Annotated in this window: 16 protein-coding genes; 11 read left to right on the forward strand and 5 right to left on the reverse strand. The window is 70.9% G+C overall.

The genetic code is table 11. From position 1 onward, the window contains the following. Positions 1 to 42 precede the first annotated feature (42 nt). From ACFRAL_RS04160 to ACFRAL_RS04180, 5 genes are all read left to right on the forward strand, one after another. Positions 43 to 957: an ABC transporter permease gene (locus ACFRAL_RS04160; RefSeq protein ID WP_378880240.1), complete on the forward strand. Its 915-nt coding sequence runs from the start codon at positions 43 to 45 to the stop codon at positions 955 to 957. A 20-nt stretch (positions 958 to 977) separates the two neighbouring features. Next, positions 978 to 1901, forward strand: a complete 924-nt coding sequence (locus ACFRAL_RS04165) for a carbohydrate ABC transporter permease (protein WP_378880243.1) — start codon at positions 978 to 980, stop codon at positions 1899 to 1901. A gap of 39 nt (positions 1902 to 1940) precedes the next feature. After that, positions 1941 to 3620: an extracellular solute-binding protein gene (locus ACFRAL_RS04170; protein ID WP_378880042.1), complete on the forward strand. Its 1680-nt coding sequence runs from the start codon at positions 1941 to 1943 to the stop codon at positions 3618 to 3620. Between the two features lie 133 nt (positions 3621 to 3753). Further along, on the forward strand, positions 3754 to 5766 hold the full coding sequence (locus ACFRAL_RS04175; protein WP_378880045.1) for a beta-galactosidase: 2013 nt from the start codon (positions 3754 to 3756) through the stop codon (positions 5764 to 5766). Positions 5767 to 5801: 35 nt separating this feature from the next. Continuing rightward, on the forward strand, positions 5802 to 6494 hold the full coding sequence (locus tag ACFRAL_RS04180) for a DUF624 domain-containing protein (RefSeq protein ID WP_336393641.1): 693 nt from the start codon (positions 5802 to 5804) through the stop codon (positions 6492 to 6494). Between the two features lie 12 nt (positions 6495 to 6506). On the opposite strand, the gene ACFRAL_RS04185 is transcribed toward ACFRAL_RS04180, so the two are convergent. Genes ACFRAL_RS04185 through uxaC form a run of 3 tightly spaced genes read right to left on the reverse strand, consistent with a single transcriptional unit; the run spans position 6507 to position 11325 of the window. Beyond that, positions 6507 to 8498: an alpha-glucuronidase gene (locus ACFRAL_RS04185; RefSeq protein ID WP_378880048.1), complete on the reverse strand. Its 1992-nt coding sequence runs from the start codon at positions 8496 to 8498 to the stop codon at positions 6507 to 6509. A 47-nt stretch (positions 8499 to 8545) separates the two neighbouring features. Continuing rightward, a complete protein-coding gene (gene manD / locus ACFRAL_RS04190; protein WP_378880051.1) occupies positions 8546 to 9784 on the reverse strand; it encodes a D-mannonate dehydratase ManD in 1239 nt (412 codons plus the stop codon). Continuing rightward, positions 9781 to 11325 (reverse strand): glucuronate isomerase, encoded by a 1545-nt coding sequence (uxaC, locus tag ACFRAL_RS04195; protein ID WP_378880054.1) that lies wholly within the window; start codon positions 11323 to 11325, stop codon positions 9781 to 9783. Before uxaC ends, manD begins: the two co-directional genes overlap by 4 nt. Before the next feature lie 111 nt (positions 11326 to 11436). Here uxaC and ACFRAL_RS04200 point away from each other — a divergent pair, with 111 nt between their 5' ends. Continuing rightward, entirely contained in the window at positions 11437 to 12441 is a 1005-nt protein-coding gene (locus tag ACFRAL_RS04200) for a LacI family DNA-binding transcriptional regulator (protein ID WP_378880057.1), read from the forward strand. On the opposite strand, the gene ACFRAL_RS04205 is transcribed toward ACFRAL_RS04200, so the two are convergent. Further along, positions 12393 to 13595 (reverse strand): hypothetical protein, encoded by a 1203-nt coding sequence (locus ACFRAL_RS04205; protein WP_378880060.1) that lies wholly within the window; start codon positions 13593 to 13595, stop codon positions 12393 to 12395. The genes ACFRAL_RS04200 and ACFRAL_RS04205 overlap by 49 nt on opposite strands. Before the next feature lie 98 nt (positions 13596 to 13693). Further along, a complete protein-coding gene (locus ACFRAL_RS04210) occupies positions 13694 to 15586 on the reverse strand; it encodes a glycoside hydrolase (protein WP_378880063.1) in 1893 nt (630 codons plus the stop codon). A gap of 240 nt (positions 15587 to 15826) precedes the next feature. Between ACFRAL_RS04210 and ACFRAL_RS04215 the strand changes: the two genes are divergently transcribed. From ACFRAL_RS04215 to ACFRAL_RS04235, 5 genes are all read left to right on the forward strand, one after another. Next, positions 15827 to 18229: a glycoside hydrolase family 3 N-terminal domain-containing protein gene (locus ACFRAL_RS04215; RefSeq protein WP_378880066.1), complete on the forward strand. Its 2403-nt coding sequence runs from the start codon at positions 15827 to 15829 to the stop codon at positions 18227 to 18229. A 68-nt stretch (positions 18230 to 18297) separates the two neighbouring features. Continuing rightward, a complete protein-coding gene (gene xylA, locus ACFRAL_RS04220) occupies positions 18298 to 19488 on the forward strand; it encodes a xylose isomerase (RefSeq protein ID WP_336393633.1) in 1191 nt (396 codons plus the stop codon). 140 nt (positions 19489 to 19628) lie between these two features. After that, positions 19629 to 20933, forward strand: coding sequence for a xylulokinase (xylB, locus tag ACFRAL_RS04225; RefSeq protein ID WP_378880071.1), 1305 nt, complete (start codon positions 19629 to 19631; stop codon positions 20931 to 20933). Between the two features lie 52 nt (positions 20934 to 20985). Further along, complete coding sequence (locus tag ACFRAL_RS04230) at positions 20986 to 22611, forward strand: LuxR C-terminal-related transcriptional regulator (RefSeq protein WP_378880074.1); 1626 nt, start codon at positions 20986 to 20988, stop codon at positions 22609 to 22611. Between the two features lie 180 nt (positions 22612 to 22791). Continuing rightward, the gene (locus ACFRAL_RS04235) at positions 22792 to 23880 is read left to right on the forward strand and encodes a class I SAM-dependent methyltransferase (RefSeq protein WP_378880077.1); all 1089 of its coding nucleotides are present in this window, start codon (positions 22792 to 22794) and stop codon (positions 23878 to 23880) included. The last annotated feature ends 15 nt before the right edge of the window (positions 23881 to 23895 follow it).

The following is a 23895-nucleotide window of genomic DNA, read 5'->3' on the forward strand; positions in this document are numbered from 1 at the left end:
GAGGACGAGCGGCGCAACGCCGGTCGTGGCGGGCGCTCTCGCGTGCCGAAGCAGCGCACGACCTGGCGGCGAGCCCTCAAGAAGGACTGGCGGCTCTACTCGCTGCTGGTGCTGCCGATCGTCTTCCTGCTGATCTTCCGCTACGTGCCGATGGCGGGCAACATCATCGCCTTCCGCCGCTTCCGCCCGGGCGGCAGCATGTTCGGCGACGAGTGGGTGGGGTTGCGCTACGTCGAGCTCTTCATCAACGACCCGACCTTCTGGCGCGCGTTCTGGAACACCGCGATCCTCGGCGGACTCACCCTTGCGATCGTGTTCCCGCTCCCGATCATCCTCGCCCTGATGTTCAACGAGCTGCGGTCCCACCGGTTCAAGCGGGTCGCACAGTCGATCTCGTACCTCCCCCACTTCATGTCGATCGTCATCGTCGCCGGCATGGTGCTCCAGCTCACGGCGCTGCGCGGGTCGATCAACCAGGGGATCGAGTTCCTCGGCGGCGAGGCCATCCCCTTCATGCAGCTGCCCGAGTGGTTCCGCACCATCTATGTGAGCTCCGAGATCTGGCAGACGGTGGGCTGGGGGACGATCCTCTATCTCGCCGCGCTCACCACCATCGACCCGCAGCTCTACGAAGCAGCCCGTATCGACGGCGCGAGCCGCTGGCGGCAGATCTGGCACGTCACGCTGCCCGGCATCCGGCCCACCATGATCGTGCTGCTCATCCTCAACATCGGCACGTTCATGGCCGTCGGGTTCGAGAAGGTGCTGCTGCTGTACAACCCGCTGCTGTATCCGACAGCAGACGTCATATCCACGTACCTCTACCGGGTGGGCATCATCTCCAGCAACTTCTCCTACGCCACGGCGATCGGCCTGTTCGAGGCGCTGATCGGCCTGACGTTGATTCTGACCGCCAACGCCATCTCGCGTCGAACCGTGGGGACGAGCCTGTGGTGACCTCCAGCATCCGCACTCCGGTGCGCAGCCGCGCCGACCGCATCTTCCGGCCGTCGACCCACGGCGGGATCAAGGACTCCCGCAGCTACACGGCCTTCCGGGTGGTCAACGGCGTCCTCATCGTCGCCATCTGCTTCATCACGCTGTACCCGTTCCTCAACGTCGTCGCGCAGGCGTTCAGCTCGGAGGCGTACATCAACTCGGGCCAGGTGAACCTGATCCCGATGGGCTTCAACGTCACCACGTTCGGCTACGTGATGAGCGATCCGCTGTTCTGGCGCAACTACGGCAACACCGTCATCTACACGGTCGTCGCGACCGCGATCGCGATGGTGCTCACCACCTCGTTCGCCTACGCGCTGTCGAAGAGGCACCTGAAGGGGCGCGCCGTCTTCATCGGGATCGCCGTCTTCACGATGTTCTTCAACGGCGGACTGATCCCGAACTACATCCTCATCAACACCCTCGGGTTCAAGAACACGATCTGGGCGATCGTCATCCCCAACGCGATCAGCATCTTCAACCTGCTGGTGATGAAGGCCTTCTTCGAGAACTTCCCCGAGGACCTCGAGGAGGCCGCCGCGATCGACGGGCTCACCACCTACGGCATCCTGCTGCGGATCGTGCTGCCTCTCAGCAAGGCGGTGATCGCGACCATGGTGCTCTTCTACGCGGTCTCGTTCTGGAACTCGTGGTTCACGGCGTTCCTCTACATGGACCGGTCGGAGCTGTACCCCGTCACGGTCTACCTGCGGAATCTGCTTGCGGCTGCGACCGGCGGGGAGTCCCTCGGCGCGGGGATGGGCTCCGGCGAGACGGCGCAGGTCGCCTCCAACGTCAAGGCCGTGACGATGCTCCTCACCGTGCTGCCCATCGTGTGCCTCTACCCGTTCATCCAGAAGTACTTCGTCTCCGGGGTCATGCTCGGCTCCGTCAAGCAGTGACACCCTCCCACGGAACCACCCCCCAAGAAAGGAATCCCGATGACACAGCAGATACGACCGAAGGGACGCGCGCGACGCGGCGCGATGCTCGCCGGTGCGCTGCTCGCCGCCGGCGCCCTGGTCCTGAGCGGCTGCAGCGCGCCCGACGACGGCGGAGCCGCTGAAGGCGGCGACTTCGACTTCACCGGCAAGGACGTCGGAGCCATGGAGGACTACGGGGTCGGTGACACCTTCACTGCGACCGATCCGCTCGAATTCGGGCTGTTCTATCGGGACCACCCCAACTACCCCATCGACGAGAACTGGCTGATCTTCGAAGAGCTCGAGGCGAACCAGAAAGTCACATTCGACGTCGTCAGCGCGCCGCTGTCGGAGTGGGATCAGCGCAAGTCGCTCGTGATCGGCGCCGGCGACGCGCCCGACATCATCTCCGTGACGTACCCGGGCCAAGAGGTCGCGTTCGTCTCGGGCGGTGCCATCCTCCCGGCGAGCGACTTCGTGCAGTACATGCCCAACTACATGGACAAGGTCGAGAAGTGGGACATGGAGGCCGACCTCGACCAGCTCCGTCAGGAGGACGGCAAGTACTACGTCTTCCCCGGTTTCCGTGAGGAGCCGCGTCCCGAGTACTCGTACGCGGTGCGTACCGACATCTGGGAGGAGCTCGGCCTCAGCCTCGAGCCGGCGACCTTCGAGGAGTTCGCCGAGCAGCTCCGCACCGTCAAGGAGGCCTACCCGGACCTTTACCCCATGACCGACCGGTGGTCGGCCAACGGGCCGATCGAGGGCACGCTCGGCTTCGTGTCGCCGAACTTCGGCACCTCGGCGGGCTGGGGCTTCGGTGAGGGTCTGTGGTGGAACGGCGAGGAGTTCGAGTACACCGGCGCGACCGACGGCTATCGCGACCTGGTCGAGTACTACGCCTCGCTCGTCGAGGAGGGTCTTCTCGACCCCGAAGCCATCACGCAGGATGATGACCAGGCCCTGCAGAAGTTCGCGTCGGGCCAAGCCCTCGCGATCGGGACCAACGACCAGGAGATCGTGCGCTATCGGTCGACGATCGAAGAGCTCGGAACGGATGCCGAGATCGGCATGATCCGCGTGCCCGCAGGACCCGCCGGCGACAACTTCCAGTCCGGCCAGCGGCTCGTGAGCGGATTCATGCTCTCGTCGGAGGTCGCGGAGTCGGAGAACTTCCTCGCGCTGCTGCAGTTCCTGGACTGGCTCTACTACTCCGACGAAGGACTCGAGTTCGCCAAGTGGGGCGTCGAGGGCGTCACCTACGAGAAGGAGGGCGACGACACCTGGGTGCTCAACGAGAACATCACCGCGATGGGCCTCAACCCGGGCGCGCCTGAGAACCTGCAGGCCGACTATGGCTTCTCCAACGGCGTGTTCACGCTCGTGCACGGATCGACGCTCGCCCTGGACCGGTCGATGCTGCGACCGGAGGCGCTCGAGTTCGTCGAGTCGATGTCGTCCAAGAAGGTCCTCGAGCTGCCTCCGCCCGCACCGCTTGACGAGATCGAGCGCGAGCAGGTGTCGCTGTACCAGTCGGCGCTCAAGGACCACGTCTGGCAGAACACGGCGTCGTTCATCCTGGGCCAGCGCTCGATGGATGAGTGGGACGATTACGTCTCCGAGCTCGAGGGCATGAACATGCCCGCGTACCTCGACATCGTCAACGCCGCGCAGGAGCGCTACGCCGCGAACAACTGATACGCCCGGTGCGGCCCCGCGTCCTTGTCTGGACGCGGGGCCGTTCCCGCGACCGGACGCCGGCTTACGGCATCCGCCCTCTGCCACCCTGCCGAACCGCCACCTGGAGCCGCGAACGATGACACTCCCCGCCATGGACAAGATCCCCTACGGGGGCGACTACAACCCGGAGCAGTGGGCCGAGGAGGTGTGGGACGCGGACCACCGCGCCTTCGACCTCGCCGGCATCGACCTGCTGACCGTCGGGGTGTTCTCGTGGTCGCTGACCCAGCCCGACGAGGAGACCTACGACTTCTCGGTGCTCGACCGCATCATCGAGCGCGCCCACGCGGAGGGGCGGAAGGTCTGCCTGGCCACCGGGACGGCCGCGGTGCCGCCGTGGCTGGCGACCGCGTACCCCGACGTGTGCCGCGTCGACTTCGAGGGGCGCCGCCACGTCTACGGCGTGCGCCACAACGCCTGCACGAGCTCGCCGAACTACCGCCGGCTAGCCACGGCGATGGCCGGCCGGCTCGCCGAGAGGTACGCCGGTCATCCCTCGGTCGTCGCGTGGCACATCAACAACGAGTACGGCGGGCTGTGCTACTGCGGGCTGTGCGCGGCGGAGTTCCGCCTCTGGCTGCGGAACCGCTACGGATCGCTCGACCGCCTCAACGACGCGTGGAACGCCGCCTTCTGGTCGCACCGGTTCACGGACTGGGACCAGATCGTGCCGCCGAACATCCTCTCCGAGCACTGGAAGAGCCCGGACCACACGGCCTTCCAGGGGATCACGCTGGACTACCACCGGTTCAACACCGACAACATCCTGCGGTCGTACCGCGACGAGAAGGTGGCGATCCGCGAGCACTCGGACCTGCCTGCGACCACGAACATGATGGCGATCTACCGCCACCTGGACTACCACCGGTGGGCCGACGACCTGGACTTCGCCTCGTGGGACAACTACCCCACCGACGGGTCGCCGGTCTCGCGTCAGGCGCTCAGCCACGCGCTCATGCGCGGGATCAAGGGCGGCCAGCCGTTCTGGCTCATGGAGCAGACGCCGACCATGACGTCCACGCGCGACTACAACCCGGTCAAGCGACCCGGCCAGATGAGGCTCTGGTCGTGGCAGGCCGTCGCCCACGGCTCGGACTCGGTGCTGTTCTTCCAGATGCGCCACAGCAAGGGGGCGTCGGAGAAGTACCACGGCGCGGTCCTCAACCACGCGGGCCGCACCGACACCCGGGCGTTCCGCGAGGTCGCGGACCTCGGCGCGGAGCTCGCGGCGGTCGGGGACCGGCTGCTGGGCTCGCGGACGCCGGCGCGGGTTGCCGTGCTGTTCGACTGGGACTCTTGGTGGGCCCTCGAGATCTCGGACGGGCCCAGTCGGTTCGTCAAGTACGAGAAGCAGATGGTGCTCTATCACGAGGCGCTGTGGCAGGCAGGCGCCGTGCTCGACGTCGTGCCGGTCAGCGCCGACCTGTCGGGCTACGACGTCGTGGTCGCCCCGTTCCTCCACATGGTCAAGGGCGACACCGCCGCCCGGCTCGAAGCGGTCGCACGCCGCGGCGGCACCGTCGTGACCACCGTCCTCTCGGGACGCGTGGACGAGGACGACAACGCCTTCCTCCTCGACGTTCCCGGTCCCCTCGCCCCGATCGTCGGCGTGCGGGTCGACGAGACCGATTCGCTGCCGCCGGCGCAGACGAACACCGTCGTGCTCTCGCGTCCCGGTGAGCCCGAGGTGCGCAGCGAGGCCTCCCTCGTCTTCGATCTGGTGATCCCGCAGGGCGCCGAGCCGGTCGGCTCCTACACGCAGGACTTCTACGCCGGCACGCCCGCCGTCACCCGGAACGACATCGGCGACGGCTCGGCCTGGTACGTCGGCGCCTGCCTCGACCAGCGCGGCGTCGACTGGGTGATCCGCCACGCGCTGGGGGAGCAAGGGCTGCTGGGAGTCTTCGCCGACGTGCCGGACCTCGAGCACACGACGCGCGAGATCGACGGGCGCCGGTACGAGTTCGTGCTCAACCACAGCGGAGCCGAGGTGGAGGTGGACTCCCCGTTCACCGGGACGGACATCCTGTCGGGGCGCGTCGTGACCGCCGGCGAGCCCCTGCGGCTCGGCGTGAACGGTGTGGCCGTGATCGAGGCGGGCTGATGCCGGGTGCGCCGACGCCCGGCAGGATGGATCGCGTGACCACTCCCGCGTCGTCTCCGGACCCTCGCCAGGGCGCGTTCTGGCGCGCGACGACGGTGGTGTACTGGTACGTCGTCGTCGAGTGCTGCTTCCTGCTGGCGGCCGCACCGGGGCTCGCCGGCATCCTGCTGCTCGAGCGTCATCCGAGCAACATCCCGCTGTACGCCCTGTGCCTCGTGCCGCTCGGCCCCGCGTTCTCGGCGGCCGTCTCGACGATGGCGGCGCGGGCGTCGGCCGACGAGGCGAACGTCTGGCCGCGATACTGGCGCGCGTATGTCCGCAACCTCCGCGACGTGCTCTGGGTCTGGATCCCCGCCCTCGCACTCGCGACGGTGCTCGGCACCACGATCGCCTTCGGCACGGCGGCGGGCGTGGACCTGTTCTTCGGAGGGGCCGCGATCGTGCTGCTGGTCGCCCTCGCGCTGTGGTCGTCGCACGCCCTGGTGATCGCGTCGTTCTTCCGCTTCCGAGCGCGCGACATCGCCCGCCTCGCGCTGTACTACCTTGCCGCGAAGCCGCTCGTGACCCTCGGCGCCGCCTCGTACCTCGTGCTGGCGACCGCGCTCGTGACGTTCGGGTCGGACTGGATGCTGGCGCTCGCCGCCGTCGTCTTCGCGGTGTTCGCGGGCGCCAACGCGCGTCCGATGATCGCCGACGTCACGGCCCGGTTCACCGCCGACGCCGAGTGACGCCGGTCGCGCTCAGAAGATCGTGCGCCCGGCCTCGTCGGCGATCCCGGACTTGCGCCAGAAGTACGTGTTGATCTGATCGCGCCACTCGGTCGCCGAACGCAGCTGCTCCGCGAAGCGCTCCCGCCCGCGGGCGTGCACGTCCTCCGGCAGGCGGCCTTGCAGCGCGTCCCACGCCGCCACCATCTCGCGCACGCGCTCGACGCCGGCGAAGTGGGTGTCGTAGATGTGCTGGATGACCGTCCGGCCGCTGTGGAGCCGGTGGGTGTAGGGCACGTGATGGAAGAATAGGATCAGCTCGTCGGGCACCGTGTCGAGGGACTCGTACCGGCTCGCCCACGGCTCGGCGTACTGGCCCGCGTATCCGGTGCCGGTCGCCACCGTGCGGTCGACGCCGATGCCGTCGCGATCGGCGAAGTGGTACGTGCCCCACGCGGAGTACTCGTAACCGTCGACGTCGGGGCCGTAGTGGCGTTTCAGCGGGCTCACCATGAAGCACACGCCGAGGGGTGCGGTGTACGACTCGTACGTCCGCCACGAGTCGTCCAGGATCGAGCGGATGCCGCGGCGCGTCGTCTCGTCCTCACCGAAGGTGAGTGCGATCCACTCGTCCAGGATCGTCCCGGGCTCGAGTGCCGGATCCCACGCCAGTCGCCCGTAGGCGTACAGGTTGGCCTGCGCGAGCGGGTGGCCCGTCCAGAACGCGTCCGCGCCCACGTTCGCCACCGCCGCGATCCCACCGCGGATGATCTGGGCGAGCTCCGGACCGTCGTCGCCGGTCGGCCGGAACGCGAGGATCTCGCTCCACTGCGGGCCGAGGTACACCGCGTGCTGCTGCTGGCCGGTGTACTCCTGCGTCACCTGCAGCTCAAGGGCGACCCGCGTGCGGGTCATCGCCGGGATGACCGGCGAGACCGGCTCCCGCACCTGGAAGTCGAGCGGGCCGAACTTCACCTGCAGCACGACGTTGTCGTCGAAGCGTCCGTCGAGGGGCGCGAAGGTGTCGTAGGCGGCGCGCGCCCGGTCGGTCGTGCGGTCGCGCCAGTCCTGCCGGTGGTTGTAGACGAACGCCCGCCAGTGCACGAGGCCGTCGTGCGGCGCCAGCGCGCGGGCGAGCATGTTCGCGCCGTCGGCGTGGTCGCGGCCATACGCGTAGGGCCCGGGCTGCCCCTCCGAATCGGCCTTCACCAGGAACCCGCCGAAGTCGGGGATCCGCGCGTAGACGCGGGCCGCGGCATCCGTCCACCAGCGCTGCACCGCGGGATCGAGCGGATCCGAGGTGTCCAGATCGCCCAGCGTCAGCGGTGACGCGAAGTTGATCGACAGGTGCGTCCGGATGCCCCAGGGGCGGAAGATCGCGGCCAGGCGCTCGACGCTGCCGAGGTCGTCGGTGAGCAGGCGTGCCTCGCGCCGCCCGACGTTGACGTTGTTGATCGTGACGCGGTTGATGCCGATCGACGCGAGCAGCCGCGCGTAGCGCTCGACGCGCGAGAGGTCGTCACGCAGCATCCCGTCCTCGTAGAAGACCGACCCGTCGGCATAGCCGCGCTCGACCTGCCCCATATAGGGATGGACCGCGACGTTGTCCCAGTGGTCCAGCATCCGCAGCTCGTGCAGCGGCTCGTGCCGCGTGGTCCCGTCGCCGCCGCCGAGTGCGAGGTGCCGCACGTGGTGGAACCAGCCGTAGAGCGCTCCGTTCGGCCCGCCGTACGCGACCACGACCCGGCCATCCCGCACATCGTGGACGAAGCCCTCGGCGCTCAGTCCGGCGGTCGGCAGATCCGCGAGACCGTGAGCGGCGGCGTCGTCGGCCGACAGGATCAGCACGTCCGCAGCGATTGTGGCATCCGTCATCCCCGCCCTCGCCGCCTCGGCGCGGACGGTGTCGACCACGTCCCCTTCCCCGAGGACGGAGACGGTGCGGCCGCGCAGGGCCGCCAGGCGGTCGTCGGGCAGCCACATCGGGTGCTCGCGCACGGGATGGCCGGATGCGTCGGAAGTCATGCGTACCTCATCGTCGGTGGTGGGGGATGGATGCCGGCGCCCGGGGCTCACCAGTCGTGGACGGTGCCGTCGACCAGCCTCGCCGCGGGCAGGAAGGCGGGTTCGTAGGGGAAGCGCTCGGCGGCCGCGTCGTCGTAGTCGACGCCGAGCCCCGGGGAATCGCCCGGGTGCAGGAAGCCGTCGGCGAAGCGGTACGACGTGCGGAAGACCTCGTGGGTCAGCTCGTGGTGCGCCATGTGCTCCTGGATCCCGAAGTTGTGGATCGCCAGGCCCAGGTGCAGGGCGGCCGACATCCCCACCGGCGAGATGTCGGTGGGGCCGTGGCTTCCCGACTTGACCTGGTACTGCGCGGCGAAGTCGAACAGGCGCTTCAGGTGCGTGATGCCGCCGGTGTGGGTGACCGACGCGCGGACGTAGTCGATGAGCTGCTCCTGGATGAGGGTCCGGAAGTCCCACACCGAGTTCAGCACCTCGCCGATCGCCAGCGGCGTCGTCGTGTGCCGGCGCACGAGTCGCAGCGACTCCTGGTTCTCCACCGGGGTGCAGTCCTCGAGCCAGAACAGGTCGTAGGGCTCGAGCGCGCGCCCGAGCCGCGCCGCCTCGATCGGAGTCAGTCGATGGTGGACATCGTGCAGGAGCATCACCTCGGGCCCGAACTCGGCCCGTGCCCACTCGAAGAGCTCGGGGGCGTACCGCAGGTAGCGACGCGAGTCCCACCCCTCCTCGATGTGGAGGCCTGCGCGCTTGGCGGGCTCGTAGGTGTAACGACCGCCGCTCGCACGCGCGGAGGCGATGCCGTACCCGCCGCCCATCCCGGGCACCGCGACCTGCAGCCGGATCGCGCGATACCCTTCGTCGAGGCGCGCGCGGACGGAATCGCCGAGGTCCTCCAGGTCGGCGCCCGACGCGTGCGCGTAGACGAGGCATCCGTCGCGGGACGCTCCGCCCAGCAGCTGGTGGACCGGCATGCCCGCGAGCCGGCCCTTGATGTCCCACAGTGCCATGTCCACCGCGGCGACGGCGCTCATCGTGACCGGTCCGCGGCGCCAGTATGCCGAGCGGTACAGGAACTGCCAGGTGTCTTCGATGCGGTGCGCGTCTCGACCGATGAGCAGCGGCACGACGTGGTCGCGCAGGTAGGACGCGACGGCGAGCTCGCGGCCGTTCAGCGTGGCGTCGCCGAGGCCCACCACGCCGTCGTCGGTCGTGATGCGCAGGGTGACGAAGTTGCGGGACGGACTGCTGACCAGCACCTCCGCCGATCGGATGCGCGCGACCGTCGTCATGCGAGCGCCTCGGACGCCGGGTGGGACACCGCGCCGGCTGCCGCCTGGGCCGCGCCGGCGCGTCTCGGCGCGGGGTAGCTCTCGCGCGGCAGGGTGTAGGCGAGCTCGACCGCCGACTCGATGGCCTCGTCGAGGTCGAGCCGGTGCTCGGCGACCAGCCGGGCGAGATGCCCGGCGTCGATGCGGCGCGAGAGGTCGTGGCGGGCGGGGATGGAGCAGAAGGCGCGGGTGTCGTCGACGAACCCGCTCGTGTTGCGCAGGCCCGCGGTGTCTCCGATCGCCTCACGGAATCGGCGCATGGCGTCGGGCGTGTCGAGGAACCACCACGGCGCGCCGAGGCGCATCGCGGGGTACACGCCGGCGAGCGGGGCGAGCTCGCGCGAGTAGACCGTCTCATCCACGGTGAAGACGATGAGACGGAAGTCCTCGTGGTGACCGAACGCCTCGAGCACGGGACGCAGCGCGCGCGTGAACTCGGCGGCGACCGGGACGTCGTAGCCGATGTCGTGCCCGAAGCGCTCCGCGGCGCCGCGGTCATGGTCGCGCATGACGCCGGGGTGCAGCTGCATCACCAGGCCGTCGTCGGTGGCCATCTCGGCCATCGCGAACAGCATGTGGCCGGTGAACGCAGACGCGGATGCCGGATCGATGCCGCCGTCACGTGCCGCGGCGAACAGCCTGCGGGCCTCGTCGGTCTCGAGCGGCGCCATGACGGCGGAGCGGTGACCGTGATCGGAGGCGCGGGCGCCCGCGTCCGCGAATGCCCGCCGTCGCGCGCGGAGGGCGTCGACGTAGCCGTCGTAGTCGTGCGCGTCGATCCCCGCGCTCTCGCTGAGGGCATCGAGCTGCCGGGTCCAGTCCCCGCGCACAGGCTCCAGGAGCGGGTCGGGTCGGAACGTCGGGATGACCCGGTCTCCCCACCCGTCCGCCGCCAGCCGGCCGTGGCCTGCGAGGTCGGAGGTGGCCGGGTCCGTCGTCGCGAGCAGCTCGATGCCGAAGCGCTCGAACAGCGCCCGCGGTCGGTACTCCGGGCGGCCGAGACGGTCCGCGATGTGGTCGTAGAGGGCATCCGCCGTCTCGGGGGAGGGGCGCTGCGGCGCCTCGAAGACCTCGGCGAGGACGTGCTCGAGCCAGAAGCGGGTGGGCGTGCCGCGCAGCGCCGGCCAGCCGGCGCAGAAGCGCCGCCAGATCGCGCGCGGGTCGGTCTCGACCGCCGCGCCGCGTGAGGCCCCCGCGCCGAGGTCGGCCACCGTGCGCACCCCCGAATCCCGCACCGCTCCGGGTGCGGTGGATTGCGAGACCAGCATGCGCACCAGGTAGTGGTCGGGGCTCACGAGCAGCGACGACGGGTCGGAGAAGGCCTCGTCGTCGGCGAGCATGTCGACGTCGACGTGACCGTGCATCGAGACGATGGGAAGCGCCGCCGTCCGATCGAGGATGCGACGGGCCAGAGCCCGCACGCCGGGGTCCGCCGGCAGGGCGCGATCGGGGTGCAAACGCTGCTGGGCGGTGGGCGCGTCGTCGCGGCCGTGGACCGACATGGGGGAGCTCCTCACGAATGTAAACGTTATTATCCTAGTGTCCATCTCGCATTCCGTCACCGGCGGTTGGGATGATGGAGCTCTGAACCGCTAGCGAGGTGTCCGTTCGACATGGTGACCGTCCACGACGTCGCGGCCCGATCGGGTGTCTCGATCGCCACCGTGTCGCGCACGCTGCGCGAGCCGCATCGGGTCTCGGGCGACACCCGCGACCGGGTCCTCGCCGCGATCGACGAGCTGGGGTACCGGCCCAATCGCGCCGCGGCGAGCCTGCGCCGCGGCCGCACCGGCGTCATCGCGCTCGTCGTCCCCGACATCGAGAACCCCTACTTCTCGTCGATGACCAAGGGCGCCCAGGCCACGTCGCGCGAGCGCGGGTACGGTCTGGTCGTGGTCGACACCACCGAACGCGCCGACGTCGAGGATGAGGAGATCCGCGCGCTGCGCTCGCAGATCGACGGGCTGATCCTCGTCTCGTCGCGGCTGTCGGACGAACGGCTGGCCGAGGTGGTCGCCGGGAACACGTGCGTCCTCATCAACCGCGATCTCGGCGACGACGGTCCGGCGACGCCGTCGGTGACGATCGACGAGTCGGCGGCGGGCCGGGCGGCCGTCGAGCACCTGTACGGGCTCGGCCATCGGCGCATCACATACGTCGGCGGCCCGGTGACCTCGTGGTCGCAGGCCCGCCGCTCGCGCAGCATCGCCGAGGCTTCGGCCGTTCACCCCGATCTCGCCCTGCACCAGCTGGACGACTGCACGCCGACGTCTGCCGGCGGGCGGGCGGTCGCCGACCGCGCGCTGCAGACCGGAGCGACGGCCGTCATCGCCTACAACGACCTGGTCGCGCTCGGGATGCTGGCGCAGTGGTCCGAGTCGGGGATCCGCGTGCCCGGCCAGGTGAGCCTCGTCGGCTTCGACAACACGTTCGTGACGGGGCTCGCCTCGCCGCCGCTCACGAGCGTCGGGGCCGACCTGCGCGAGCTGGGCGACGCCGCGGTCGAGCTGCTGCTCGAGCGGATCGACGCGCGCGGCGCGAATCCCGAGGGCGACATCCACCGGTCGCTTCACCCGCGGCTCGCCGTCCGCGCCTCCACGGCGCCGCCGCCGGGCTGAGCCGCCGCGCCTGCGGGAGCAGGGGCCGACGCCGTCGAGTGGTCACCCTCGCGGGGAGGGGCGTCGACGGCATTCGACTGCGCCGCCGCCGTGACGGGGTGATCGGAGCCGACCGCCCTGGCCACCGCCTCGTCGATCCGACGCTGCACGCGCGCGGACGACCTTCGGCGCGCTCGCACGGTCAGGACGATCGCCCCCGACACTGCGGCGAGCAGGAGGATCTGCGACCACGGCACCGTCCAGACGGTGAACGACGTCGTCGACGCGGCGACCGTCCCCGGGAGCACGTCCTCGCCGACCGCCTCAGGTGTCACCTGCACTCCGCCGAAGCCGAGGAGAAGGGGCCAGACGTCGAACGTCGAGGAGGCCCGCACGACCTCGCCGGGGAGGACTTCGCGGATCGTCGTCGCTTCCGACACGGGTGCGATGCCGAACGGTCCCACGATCGTGGTGGTGGAGGTCGCACCGAGACGGACGTTGCCGGCATTGCCGAGGGTGTACTCGACGCGAGCCGTGCCGGGCGAGAACGGGTTCCACGACGGCTCGTAGGTGACCGAGACGGCATCGGCGGCGAGCGCGGTCACGACCGGCCCGTCGACCCGCAGATGCACGCGCACGCCCACGCGGCTCGCCATCTCGACGCCGGAACCCTCGGCGGGCACGAACTGCGCCACGAGTCCGGCGGGGTGATCGCCCGGTGAGGCGTCGGCGGGCACGGCGATCCGCAGAGGGATGACCACCGTCTCCTCGGCGGGTACCTCGATCGTCAGGGTCTCGCCCGGAGAGGGATCGTCGTCGCCGACGGCGCCGATGTCGATCCACGCACCGCCGTCGACAGGACGCTCGCCGGGAGGCAGCAGGTCGAAGCTGCCGTCGGGGGTGACGATCCCGTCGCTCGCGTAGACCGCGAACGTCGCGGGGTGCGGGCTGAAGTTGGTGAGGGCCACCTGATCGTCAGCGTTCCCGCCCGGCTCGATGACGTGGCGCAGGGAGATGCGGTCGTCGGCTCCGCTGTCGCCGTCTGTGCCGGCTGGGGAGAGCGACCAGGTCGTGCCGGGAGCGGTGTCATCGGCCACGGCACCGGACGGTGCCGCGATGATCAGGCCGACGAGGATCGCCGCTCCGGCACGGGGGAGCAGATGGGGGATATTCATCGCGGACTCCGATGTGAGCGGGGGGATACGTCGATGGGTGATGCGGGAAGGGGGCGCGGCCGACCTGGGGCGGCCGGCCGCGCCGGGTGGGGTGCGGGTCAGTCCTCGGGGAAGAGGGTGACGGTCAGCACGCCCGCATATGTGCCGGGTGCGGTGTCCACCGGCATCTCGAGGGCGAGGTCCGCGCTGAGCTCCGTCGAGCCGAACCGGCCTTCAGTCGACGCCCCCGCGAGCTGACTCGGGCCTGCCAGACCCGTGCCGCCGTCGAGGATCGTCGGCACCGCGTCACCCGCGGTCACCCCCGCGCGCGGGGTGAGGACCTCGGGCGACCACCCGAGATGCCCGGCGCCCAGCACTTCTCCGCCCGCGTCGAAGTCGCTCGACTGGCCCGAGACCGACCAGCCGCCGTCTCCCGCCTGCTCTGCGTTGCGCGAGTCGGTGACCGTCACGACGGGAAGCTCCCCCTCGAACCGGATCCGGTCGCCCGCGTTCGCGCCCTCTTCCAGCACGACCCCCTCGCCGAAGTCGGCCACCGTCATCGACAGCGAGCCGGGCTCGCCGGGCTCGGCCACGGTCGCTTCGAGCGGGATCCCCTCGCCCGCCGGCTCCTGCGGCTCGACGACGAGCGTCACGAGCGACCGCGCGGGCAGCTCGAGGTCGGTCTTGCCGTCGGCGGTCGTGGCGATGCCCTCGCTCTGGACCAGCTGGTGGGTCTGGTCGTTCAAGTAGACCGTGGGCTGGCTGTCGATGTCGATGTCGGTCGAGATGGGCACGGTGCCGTTGTTCAGCAGCTGCACCACCCGCGTGCCGTCGGCGTTGTCGAACGCCGCGACCTTGAGGTCCGCAATGCCGTGCACCGCGTCGAAACGCACCGCCTCGGGGCGGATGAACCGGCTGAACGCGGCCATCCCGTAAAGCCGCGCACCCACCGTGTAGGTGTCGTTCTCGACGTCCACCACCATGAGGGATCCGGATCCGCCCTGGCTCACACCGAGCCACCACAGGTAGCCGGTCGCGTTCGCACGGGTCAGGGTGTCCATCATGTGATCCACCATGCGGATGCCGTCCGAGCCGGCGCCGGGGCTGCCGTCCCAGTTCGCGTTGAACTGCGTGAGGCCGGCCACGGAGGCGGCCCACTCCGACATCCAGAGCGGCTTGTCGGTCTCGAAGGTGGTGTCCGAGCGGCTGGCGTAGGAGTGAGCGGTGAGGACGTCGACCCACTGCGCCGCCTCGGCATCCTCCTGGATCGCACTGTGGTAGTTCTTGCCCTGACTCCAGCCGAACGACTCGCAGCACAGCAGGTCGTAGCCCGCAGCGTCGAAGACCGGTCCCGCCGTCTTGGTGAACTCGACCGCCTGCGCCGGAGTCAGCCGCATGGCCTCGTAGGTCGCGGTGTAGTCCGGCTCGTTCGCGAACGCGAGCCCGTCGATCTCGACGCCCTCCTGCTTGTAGAAGTCCGCCCAGGCGACGAGATAGTCGGCGTAGGCGTCCGTCCAATCCCCGCTCTCGCAGGTCGCACCGCCCAGACCGCACAGCGTTCCGCCGCTGGTGGGCGAGTTGTTCGTCTTCATGTAGCCGGGCGCGGTCCAGGCGTTGCCGTAGATGTACTCGACGCCGGCGGCCTCGGCCTCCTGGGCGAACCAGACCTGGCCGTTGTCGTAGCCGTCCCACTGATAGTTCGGCTCGGCATCCGGGCCGCCCGGGTCGGTGGGCTGGATCGACTGCATGACGTCGTACGTGTTGATCGACTGCCCGCCGATGCCGAGCCGGAGGATGGACGGGTCGACGCCCGTATCGCCGAGCAAGAGCTCGACGGCTTCCGCCTTCTTCTCGTCCGAGAGCAGGTTCAGGCGGTGCGTGCGCTGGAAGGCGGCGGAGTAGCCGAAGCCGTCGATGGTCTGCTGCACACTTTCGGGCTGCAGGTCGATCTCCGTCGCGTCATTGGCTGTGGCGATGGTGGGAACGGCCAGGGCCGATCCTGTCAGTGCCACAGCGGCGACTAACGACAATGTCTTCTTCACAGTTCTCCTTCGAAACTGTCGGCGTGTAATGTAAACGTTAACCTAGCCATGCGATGGAGCGAGGGTCAACGACTTTTATCCCTTTGATCAGGCACTGAACGCGCGGACCGCGGCCCGACCCCGCGGAGGCTCTTCCGCTCGCTCCTGCGCCCGGTTCTGGGAACGAATCGACGGTCTCGTCTCGATCGAGCGAACTGTGAAGGCGCAGAAATGAAACTTTCGGAACCCGCCGAGCTCGAGGCGACCACGGCCGGCGTCGCCGAGCAGTCCCCGCTGCGGAGCGCCATCGCCACCGACTCCGACATCGTCGAGACGCTCGTCGCGCGCATGTCGCTCGACGAGAAGCTCGCCCAGCTCTACGGGGTGTGGGTGGGGGCCTCGGATGAAGGGAACGACGTCGCGCCCCACCAGCACGACGTGGAGGATCCCGTCGACCTCGACGCCCTGCTTCCGGCGGGCCTCGGTCAGCTCACAAGGCCGTTCGGCACCAAGCCGGTCGACGCCGGCGTCGGCGCGCTGTCCCTCATGCGCACGCAGCAGCGGTTGCGCGCGGCATCCCGCTTCGGCATCCCCGCCGTGGCCCACGAGGAGTGCCTCGCCGGGTTCGCCGCCTGGGGGGCGACGGCGTACCCCGTGCCGCTGAGCTGGGGGGCTACCTTCGACCCCGAGCTCGTGCAGCAGATGGCGGGGCACATCGGCGACGACATGCGCTCGGTGGGCGTGCATCAGGGTCTCGCGCCCGTGCTCGACGTGGTCCGCGACGCGCGGTGGGGCCGGGTCGAAGAGACGATCGGCGAGGACCCGCACCTGGTGGCGACGATCGCGACCGCGTACGTGACCGGTCTCGAGTCCGCCGGCATCGTCGCGACCCTCAAGCACTTCGTCGGCTACTCGGCATCCAAAGGCGGCCGCAACCTGGCGCCCGTGTCGGTCGGCGCGCGTGAGCTGCAGGACGTCCTGCTTCCCCCGTTCGAGATGGCCGTGCGCGAGAGCGGCGTCCGCAGCGTCATGAACTCGTACGCCGACATCGACGGCGTCCCGACCGCCGCCGACAGGTCCCTGCTCACCGACCTGCTGCGCGACGAGTGGGGCTTCGAGGGCACGGTGGTCGCCGACTACTTCTCCATCGCGTTCCTCAAGCTCCTCCACGGGGTGGCCGATTCGTGGGCGGATGCCGCGGGCGCGGCGCTGGCGGCGGGCATCGATGTCGAGCTGCCGACCGTGAAGACCTTCGGTGAGCCGCTGCGGCGCGCTGTGGAGGAGGGAGTCGTCGATGCGGACCTCGTCGATCGCGCCCTGCGTCGCGTGCTGCGCCAGAAGGAGCAGCTCGGGCTCCTCGACGAGGCCTGGTCGGCCGTTCCGGACGCGCTCGCGGGCGCGGACCTGTCGTCGCCCGAAGCGGTGCGCGGCACCGTCGACCTCGATCCGCCCCGCAACCGCGCGCTGGCGGCGCGGCTCGCGGAGGAGGCGATCGTGCTCCTCCGCAACGACGGCACCCTCCCGCTCGCCCGTCCCGCGACGATCGCGGTCATCGGCCCCAATGCCGACGACCCCTACGCGATGCTCGGGTGCTACTCGTTCCCGACGCACGTCGTGACGCAGCATCCGGGAACCGAGATGGGCATCCGCATTCCGACCCTCCTCGACGCGCTGCGCGAAGAGTTCCCGGGAGCGCGGATCATCCACGCGCGCGGCACCTCCGTCGACGGGGGAGAGTGCGACGGCTTCGAGGCCGCCCTCGTCGCCGCCCGCGACGCCGACGTCGCCGTGCTGGCGCTCGGGGACCGCGCCGGCCTCTTCGGACGGGGGACGAGCGGCGAGGGATGCGACGCGCCCTCGCTGGATCTGCCCGGTGCGCAGCAGCAGCTGCTCGATGCCGTCCTCGACACCGGCACCCCCGCCGTCGCCGTGCTGCTGGCCGGTCGTCCCTACGCGCTCGGACGCGCGGCGAGCGAAGCGGCGGGAGTGATCGAGGCGTTCTTCGCGGGCGAAGAGGGCGCGGCGGCGATCGCCGGGGTGCTGAGCGGACGGGTCAACCCGAGCGGGCGCCTGCCCGTCAGCGTGCCGTCGTCGCCCGGCAGCCAGCCGACGACGTACCTCGCGGCCAAGCTGGCGCGCCGCACCGACGTCTCGAACATCGACCCGACGGCGGCATTCCCGTTCGGCCACGGGCTGTCGTACACGTCGTTCGCGTGGTCGCCGCTCACCGCGGACGCCGCCGAGATCGCGACGGACGGCGAGCTGACGGTCGGCCTGCGCGTGACCAACGAAGGGAAGCGCGCCGGCAGCGACGTGGTGCAGCTGTACCTCCACGACCCTGTCGCCTCGGTGGCGCGGCCGCTGCAGAAGCTGATCGCCTACGCCCGGGTGTCCCTCGAGCCGGGTGAGGCTGCCGACGTCCGCTTCCGCGTGCACGCCGACCTCTCCGCGTATACCGGCTCGGCGGGCGAGCGCGTCGTCGACGCCGGCGAGATCGTGCTCTCGGCCGGCAGGTCCAGCGGCGACCTCGTCTCGGCGCACCCGGTGGTGCTCGCGGGGCCGGAGCGGCGGGTGGATCACCGTCGGCGACTGCGCGCCGGGATCGACGTCTCGCCGGCCGTCGACGAGGAGTGATGCCGCTGGACGGGGCATCCGTTCTGGTATAGGTTGTCGTCAGCAACATTTACCCGCAAAGGAGCGTCATGCCCACCCCCACCCGCGACGACAAGTTCTCGTTCGGCCTCTGGACGATCGGCTACAACGGCACCGACCCCTTCGGCGGGCCGACCCGTCCCGCCCTCGATGTCGTGCACGCGGTCGAGAAGCTCGCCGAGCTCGGCGCCTACGGACTCACGTTCCACGACGACGACCTGTTCGCCTTCGGCTCGACCGACGCCGAGCGTCAGACCCAGATCGACCGCCTCAAGGGCGCCCTCGCCGACACCGGCCTCATCGTGCCCATGGTGACGACCAACCTCTTCTCCGCTCCGGTGTTCAAGGACGGCGGCTTCACCTCGAACGACCGCGGCGTGCGTCGCTACGCCCTGCGCAAGGTGTTCCGCCAGCTCGACCTCGGCGCCGAGCTCGGTGCCAAGACCTTCGTGATGTGGGGCGGACGCGAGGGCGCCGAGTACGACTCGGCCAAGGACATCCGCGCCGCCCTCGAGCGCTACCGCGAGGCCGTCAACCTCCTCGGCGACTACGTCACCGACAAGGGCTACGACATCCGCTTCGCCATCGAGCCCAAGCCCAACGAGCCCCGGGGCGACATCCTGCTGCCGACGCTCGGCCACGCGATCGCGTTCATCGACTCGCTCGAGCGCCCCGAGCTGGTCGGCCTCAACCCCGAGGTCGGCCACGAGCAGATGGCCGGCCTCAACTTCGCCGCCGGCATCGCGCAGGCGCTGTTCCACGGCAAGCTCTTCCACATCGACCTCAACGGTCAGCGCGGCATCAAGTACGACCAGGACCTCGTGTTCGGCCACGGCGACCTGCACAACGCGTTCGCGCTGGTCGACCTGCTCGAGAACGGCGGCCCGGGCGGCGTCCCCGCCTACGACGGCCCGCGTCACTTCGACTACAAGCCGTCGCGCACCGAGGACGAGACCGGCGTCTGGGACTCGGCGGCGGCCAACATGCGCACCTACCTGCTGCTCAAGGAGCGCGCCGCGGCCTTCCGTGCCGACCCCGAGGTGCAGGAGGCGCTCGAAGCCGCCCGCGTGCCGGAGCTGTCGGTCCCGACCCTCAACGAAGGCGAGAGCTACGACGACTTCCTCGCCGACCGTTCGGCGTACGAGGACTTCGACGCCGATGCCTACCTCGGTGGCAAGGGCTTCGGCTTCGTCCGCCTGCAGCAGCTGGCCACCGAGCACCTGCTCGGCGCCCGCGGCTGAGGCATCCGTCCGTCGTCATACGCCCCGGCGCGCCCCCTCCCGTCGTTCACGTGCGCTGAATGCACGCTCTGCACCCGGTGCGGCGTACGTTCAGCGCACGTGAGCCGGGTCGGGGGCGCGCGAAGCGAGAAGGAGGAGCGATGGCTCTGGTGATTGGCGTCGATTCGTCGACGCAGTCGTGCAAGGTCGTGATCACGGATGCCTCGACCGGCGCTGTCGTGCGCCAGGGGCGTGCGGCGCACCCCGACGGCACCTCGGTCGACCCCGAGGCCTGGTGGACGGCGCTGCAGCGGGCGATCGAGGACGCGGGCGGGCTCGACGACGTCGAGGCGTGGGCGATCGGCGGCCAGCAGCACGGCATGGTGGCGCTGGATGCCGACGGCCGGGTGGTCCGCGACGCGCTGCTGTGGAACGACACCCGCTCCGCGCAAGCCGCCGCCGACCTCGTCGCCGAGTTCGGCGCCGACCTGCTCGCGCACCGCACGGGCCTCGTGCCCGTGGCATCGTTCACCATCACGAAGCTGCGGTGGCTGCGCGACCACGAGCCCGACAACGCCGCTCGCGTGGCGGCCGTCGCCCTTCCCCACGACTGGCTGACGTGGCGCCTGCGCGGCTTCGGACCCGCCGGCGAGTCTCCCCGCGGCGCGGTGCTCGACGAGCTCGTCACCGATCGCTCCGACGCCTCGGGCACCGGCTACTGGGACCCCGCGACCGGCGGGTACGACCGCGAACTGCTGATCGCGGCGCTCGGCCACGACGCGGTCCTGCCGCGCGTGCTCGGACCTGCGGAATGGGTGACGGATGCCGCCGGCCGGCGCGTCGGCGGTGGTGCGGGCGACAACGCCGGCGCGGCGCTGGGCCTGGGCGCCGGACCGGGCGACGTCGTCGTGTCGATCGGCACCAGCGGCACGGTCTTCGCCGTCAGCGAGGAGCGCACGATCGACCCCAGCGGCACGGTCGCGGGGTTCGCGGACTGCACCGGGCGGTTCCTCCCGCTCGTGGCCACCCTCAACGCCGCCCGCGTCCTCGACGCGATCGGCCGCGTGCTGGGCGTCGACCACGCCGAGCTGTCGCGTCTCGCCCTCGCCGCCGAACCGGGCGCCGCGGGGCTCACCCTCGTGCCGTACTTCGAAGGCGAGCGCACGCCGAACCTGCCCGACGCGACCGCGTCGCTCACGGGCATGACGCTGGCCTCGACGACGCGCGAGAACCTGGCGCGCGCCGCGGTCGAGGGGATGCTCTCCGGGCTCGCTGCCGGGCTCGAGGCGCTCCGCGGCCTGGGCGTGCCGCTCGAGCGCGCCCTGCTCGTCGGCGGCGGCGCCCAGTCCGACGCGGTCCGCCGGATCGCCCCGCTCGTGCTCGGGCTGCCCGTCGACGTGCCCGAGCCGGGCGAGTACGTGGCGCTGGGGGCGGCGCGGCAGGCGGCATCCGTCCTCTCCTCTTAGGCGCGCACGCCGACACCGGGTGCCGGAGCCTCCGCGGCGGTACCATTCCGCCATGGCGGACACCTCCGCCGTGCTCGAGCGAGCGCGGACGGCATATCGGTCCGGTGACTGGGAGACGGCGCGGGACGGCTTCGCCACCGCGCGCGACGGGGCGGCGGCCACCGGCCCCGATCTGCGCGCGCTCGCAGCGTGCGAGTGGTGGCTCGGGCGGCAGGAGTCGTGCCTGGACATCCTCGACGAGGCCTACCGCATCCTCGCGGCGGACGGCGATGCGATGGCCGCCGCGGAAGCCGCGCTCGTCATCGCGCTCGTACGGCTGACGCGTGCCGAGATGACGGTCGGCACGGCGTGGGCGCGCCGCGCGCACCGGATCCTCGCGGACCTCCCGGACGCCCGGGCGCACGCGTACGACGTCTACCTGACGGCGAGCATGGACCTCGACGCCACCGGTGCGCTGTGGCCCGCCGAGAGCGTGTCGCGGATGCGGCAGCTGGCGTCGTCGCTGCGCATCCCCGCGGTGTCGGCGCTCAGCGCCGTCGTGTCGGGGATGCACGCCATCCGCGCCGGCCGCACCGCGGAGGGCTTCGCCGAGCTCGACGAGGCGATGCTCAGCGTGGTGTCGGGCGAGCTCGAGGCGGAGTGGGCGGGCGATGTGCTGTGCACGACCATCCACGTCTGCCACGAGCTGGCCGACTTCCGGCGGATGGCCGACTGGACGCGCGCCGCCGAAGCATGGTGCGCGTCGCACGGCACCGATGTCGTCTACGCCGGGGTGTGCCGCGTGCACCGCCTCGAGCTGCAGTCGGCGAGCGGGGAGTGGGATGCCGCGGAGGCGGCGCTGCAGCGGGCATGCGCAGACCTCGCATCCGACCATCCCTGGGTCGCCGGCGAAGGGTGGTACCAGGTCGGCGAGGTCCGCCGGCTGCGCGGCGATGCCGCGGGTGCTCGGCAGGCGTACGACCGGGCGCGCGCGGCCGGTGTCGACCCGGTTCCGGGCGAGGCGCTGCTCGTGCTCGCGGAGGGCGACCTCGAGCGGGCGGCGGCGATGATCTCGACCTCGCTGGCTCAGCGCGATCGCCTGGGCCGTGCACGGCTGCTGCGCCCCGGCGTCGAGATCGCGCTCGCGGGCGGCACGCCGGAGCGGGCGCATCGGCTGCTCGACGAGCTCGAGGACGACGCGCGCGAGTTCGGCAGCGACGGCTTCCGGGCGTGGGCCGCGCACGCCCGTGGGATGGCGCTGATCCACGCCGGCGACGCCGACGGTGCGATCAGCCGCCTGCACTCCGCGCTGGAGATCTTCCGGCGCCTGCGGCAGCCATGGGAGCAGGCCAACGTGCTGTGCTGGCTCGCGTCCGCGCACGAGCGGCGCGGCGACGACGCCCTGGCCGCACAGCTGCGCGACCAGGCCGGCGCGATCTTCGAGCGGCTCGGCGCTCCGCCGGTCGTGGTGCGGTCGGGGACGGCGCCCGCGTCCGACGGCCCGCTGACCGCCCGGGAGCGGCAGATCGTGGAGCTCGTGGCACAGGGCAAGTCCAACCGGCAGATCGCCGCGGAGCTCTTCATCAGCGAGAAGACCGTGAGCCGGCACCTGGCGAACATGTACGTGAAGCTCGACGTCGGCTCGCGCACCGCCGCGGTGGCCTGGTGGCACGAGCAGGGCGGGCCGCGCGGGCGGTAGGCCGATGCTCCCGGCGCGGGCCGGGCGGCGGGCGCCCGCGGCACGGCCGGCGCGGCGGTCTGCATGGAATGGTGCAGGCGTGTGGGCGAAGTTGCGCCGTTCGCCCGAGGCGGCCGCCCGGGTGGCGTCCGTAGCGTCGTCCCCAGACACACCCGATGGACCTCGACTAAGGAGACCACGATGTCCACGACGACGATCACCCGGACCGATCCGGAGGCGACGGCCGCGTTCGCGGACCGGCTCATGGGCGCCACGCTCGGCTGGTTCGACCTCATGGCGGTGCACCTGGGCTCGCAGCTCGGCTGGTACGCCGCCCTGTCGCAGCCGGGCGGACTGACGGCGGCGCAGCTCGCCGCACGCACGCGCACCGACGCCCGGTACGCCCGCGAGTGGCTCGAGCAGCAGGCCGCGAGCGGCATCCTGCACGCGGAGGACGCCGCGGAGCACGCCGGCCGCCGCTTCCTGCTCGCGCCCGGCGTGGAGGAGGTCCTGCTCGACCGCGGCAGCCTGTCGTACCTCGAGCCGCTCGCCCGCATAGCGGCGGCCGTGTCGGGGCAGGTGGACGCCCTGCTCGATGCCTATCGCACGGGCGGCGGCGTGAGCTGGGAGCAGCTCGGCCGGCACGCGCGTGAGGCGCAGGCCGATATGAACCGCCCGTGGTTCGAGCAGCTCCCTTCGCTCTTCGCGGGCATCGAGCGCATCGACGACGTGCTGCGGCGCCCCGGGGCCCGGATCGCCGACTTCGGGTCGGGCGGCGGATGGTCCTCGATCGCGCTGGCGCAGGCCTACCCGCAGCTGCGCGTCGTCGGCTTCGACATCGACGAGGCGTCGGTCGAGGCGGCGCGGCGCAACGCCGCGGAGGCCGGCGTCGGCGACCGGGTCGAGTTCCTGCTCTCCGACGCGGCGCTGGCCGCTTCGCAGGGGCTGTTCGACGCCGTCTTCGCCTTCGAGTGCCTGCATGACATGCCGCATCCGGTCGCCGTCCTCGCCGCGGCGCGCGAGGCGGTCCGCGACGACGGCATCGTCGTCATCATGGACGAGGCCGCCGAGGAGCGCTTCGCGCCGCAGGCGAGCGAGCTCGAGCGTCTGCTGTACGGCTTCAGTATCTTCGTGTGCCTCCCCGACGGCCTCTCTCACCAGCCGAGCGCCGGCACCGGGACCGTCATGCGCCCGGACACCCTCCGCGGCTACGCGCGATCCGCGGGCTGGAGCGACATCCGCGTGCTCGTGCCCGAGTTCGGGCTGTGGCGGTTCTACGAGATCGTCTGACCCGACGCCGCAGAA

The sequence above is a fragment of the Microbacterium sp. NPDC056736 genome, assembly GCF_042790415.1.
Lineage (GTDB): Bacteria > Actinomycetota > Actinomycetes > Actinomycetales > Microbacteriaceae > Microbacterium.

Excerpts from the sequence above, each read along its gene's own strand:
- manD (WP_378880051.1), bottom strand. The coding sequence starts at position 9,784 with ATGACGACGGTCGCGCGCATCCGATCGGCGGAGGTGCTGGTCAGCAGT.
- ACFRAL_RS04175 (WP_378880045.1), top strand. The coding sequence starts at position 3,754 with ATGGACAAGATCCCCTACGGGGGCGACTACAACCCGGAGCAGTGGGCC.
- ACFRAL_RS04230 (WP_378880074.1), top strand. The coding sequence starts at position 20,986 with ATGGCGGACACCTCCGCCGTGCTCGAGCGAGCGCGGACGGCATATCGG.
- ACFRAL_RS04215 (WP_378880066.1), top strand. The coding sequence starts at position 15,827 with ATGAAACTTTCGGAACCCGCCGAGCTCGAGGCGACCACGGCCGGCGTC.
- ACFRAL_RS04170 (WP_378880042.1), top strand. The coding sequence starts at position 1,941 with ATGACACAGCAGATACGACCGAAGGGACGCGCGCGACGCGGCGCGATG.
- ACFRAL_RS04235 (WP_378880077.1), top strand. The coding sequence starts at position 22,792 with ATGTCCACGACGACGATCACCCGGACCGATCCGGAGGCGACGGCCGCG.
- ACFRAL_RS04205 (WP_378880060.1), bottom strand. The coding sequence starts at position 13,595 with ATGAATATCCCCCATCTGCTCCCCCGTGCCGGAGCGGCGATCCTCGTC.
- xylA (WP_336393633.1), top strand. The coding sequence starts at position 18,298 with ATGCCCACCCCCACCCGCGACGACAAGTTCTCGTTCGGCCTCTGGACG.
- ACFRAL_RS04185 (WP_378880048.1), bottom strand. The coding sequence starts at position 8,498 with ATGACTTCCGACGCATCCGGCCATCCCGTGCGCGAGCACCCGATGTGG.
- ACFRAL_RS04200 (WP_378880057.1), top strand. The coding sequence starts at position 11,437 with ATGGTGACCGTCCACGACGTCGCGGCCCGATCGGGTGTCTCGATCGCC.
- xylB (WP_378880071.1), top strand. The coding sequence starts at position 19,629 with ATGGCTCTGGTGATTGGCGTCGATTCGTCGACGCAGTCGTGCAAGGTC.
- uxaC (WP_378880054.1), bottom strand. The coding sequence starts at position 11,325 with ATGTCGGTCCACGGCCGCGACGACGCGCCCACCGCCCAGCAGCGTTTG.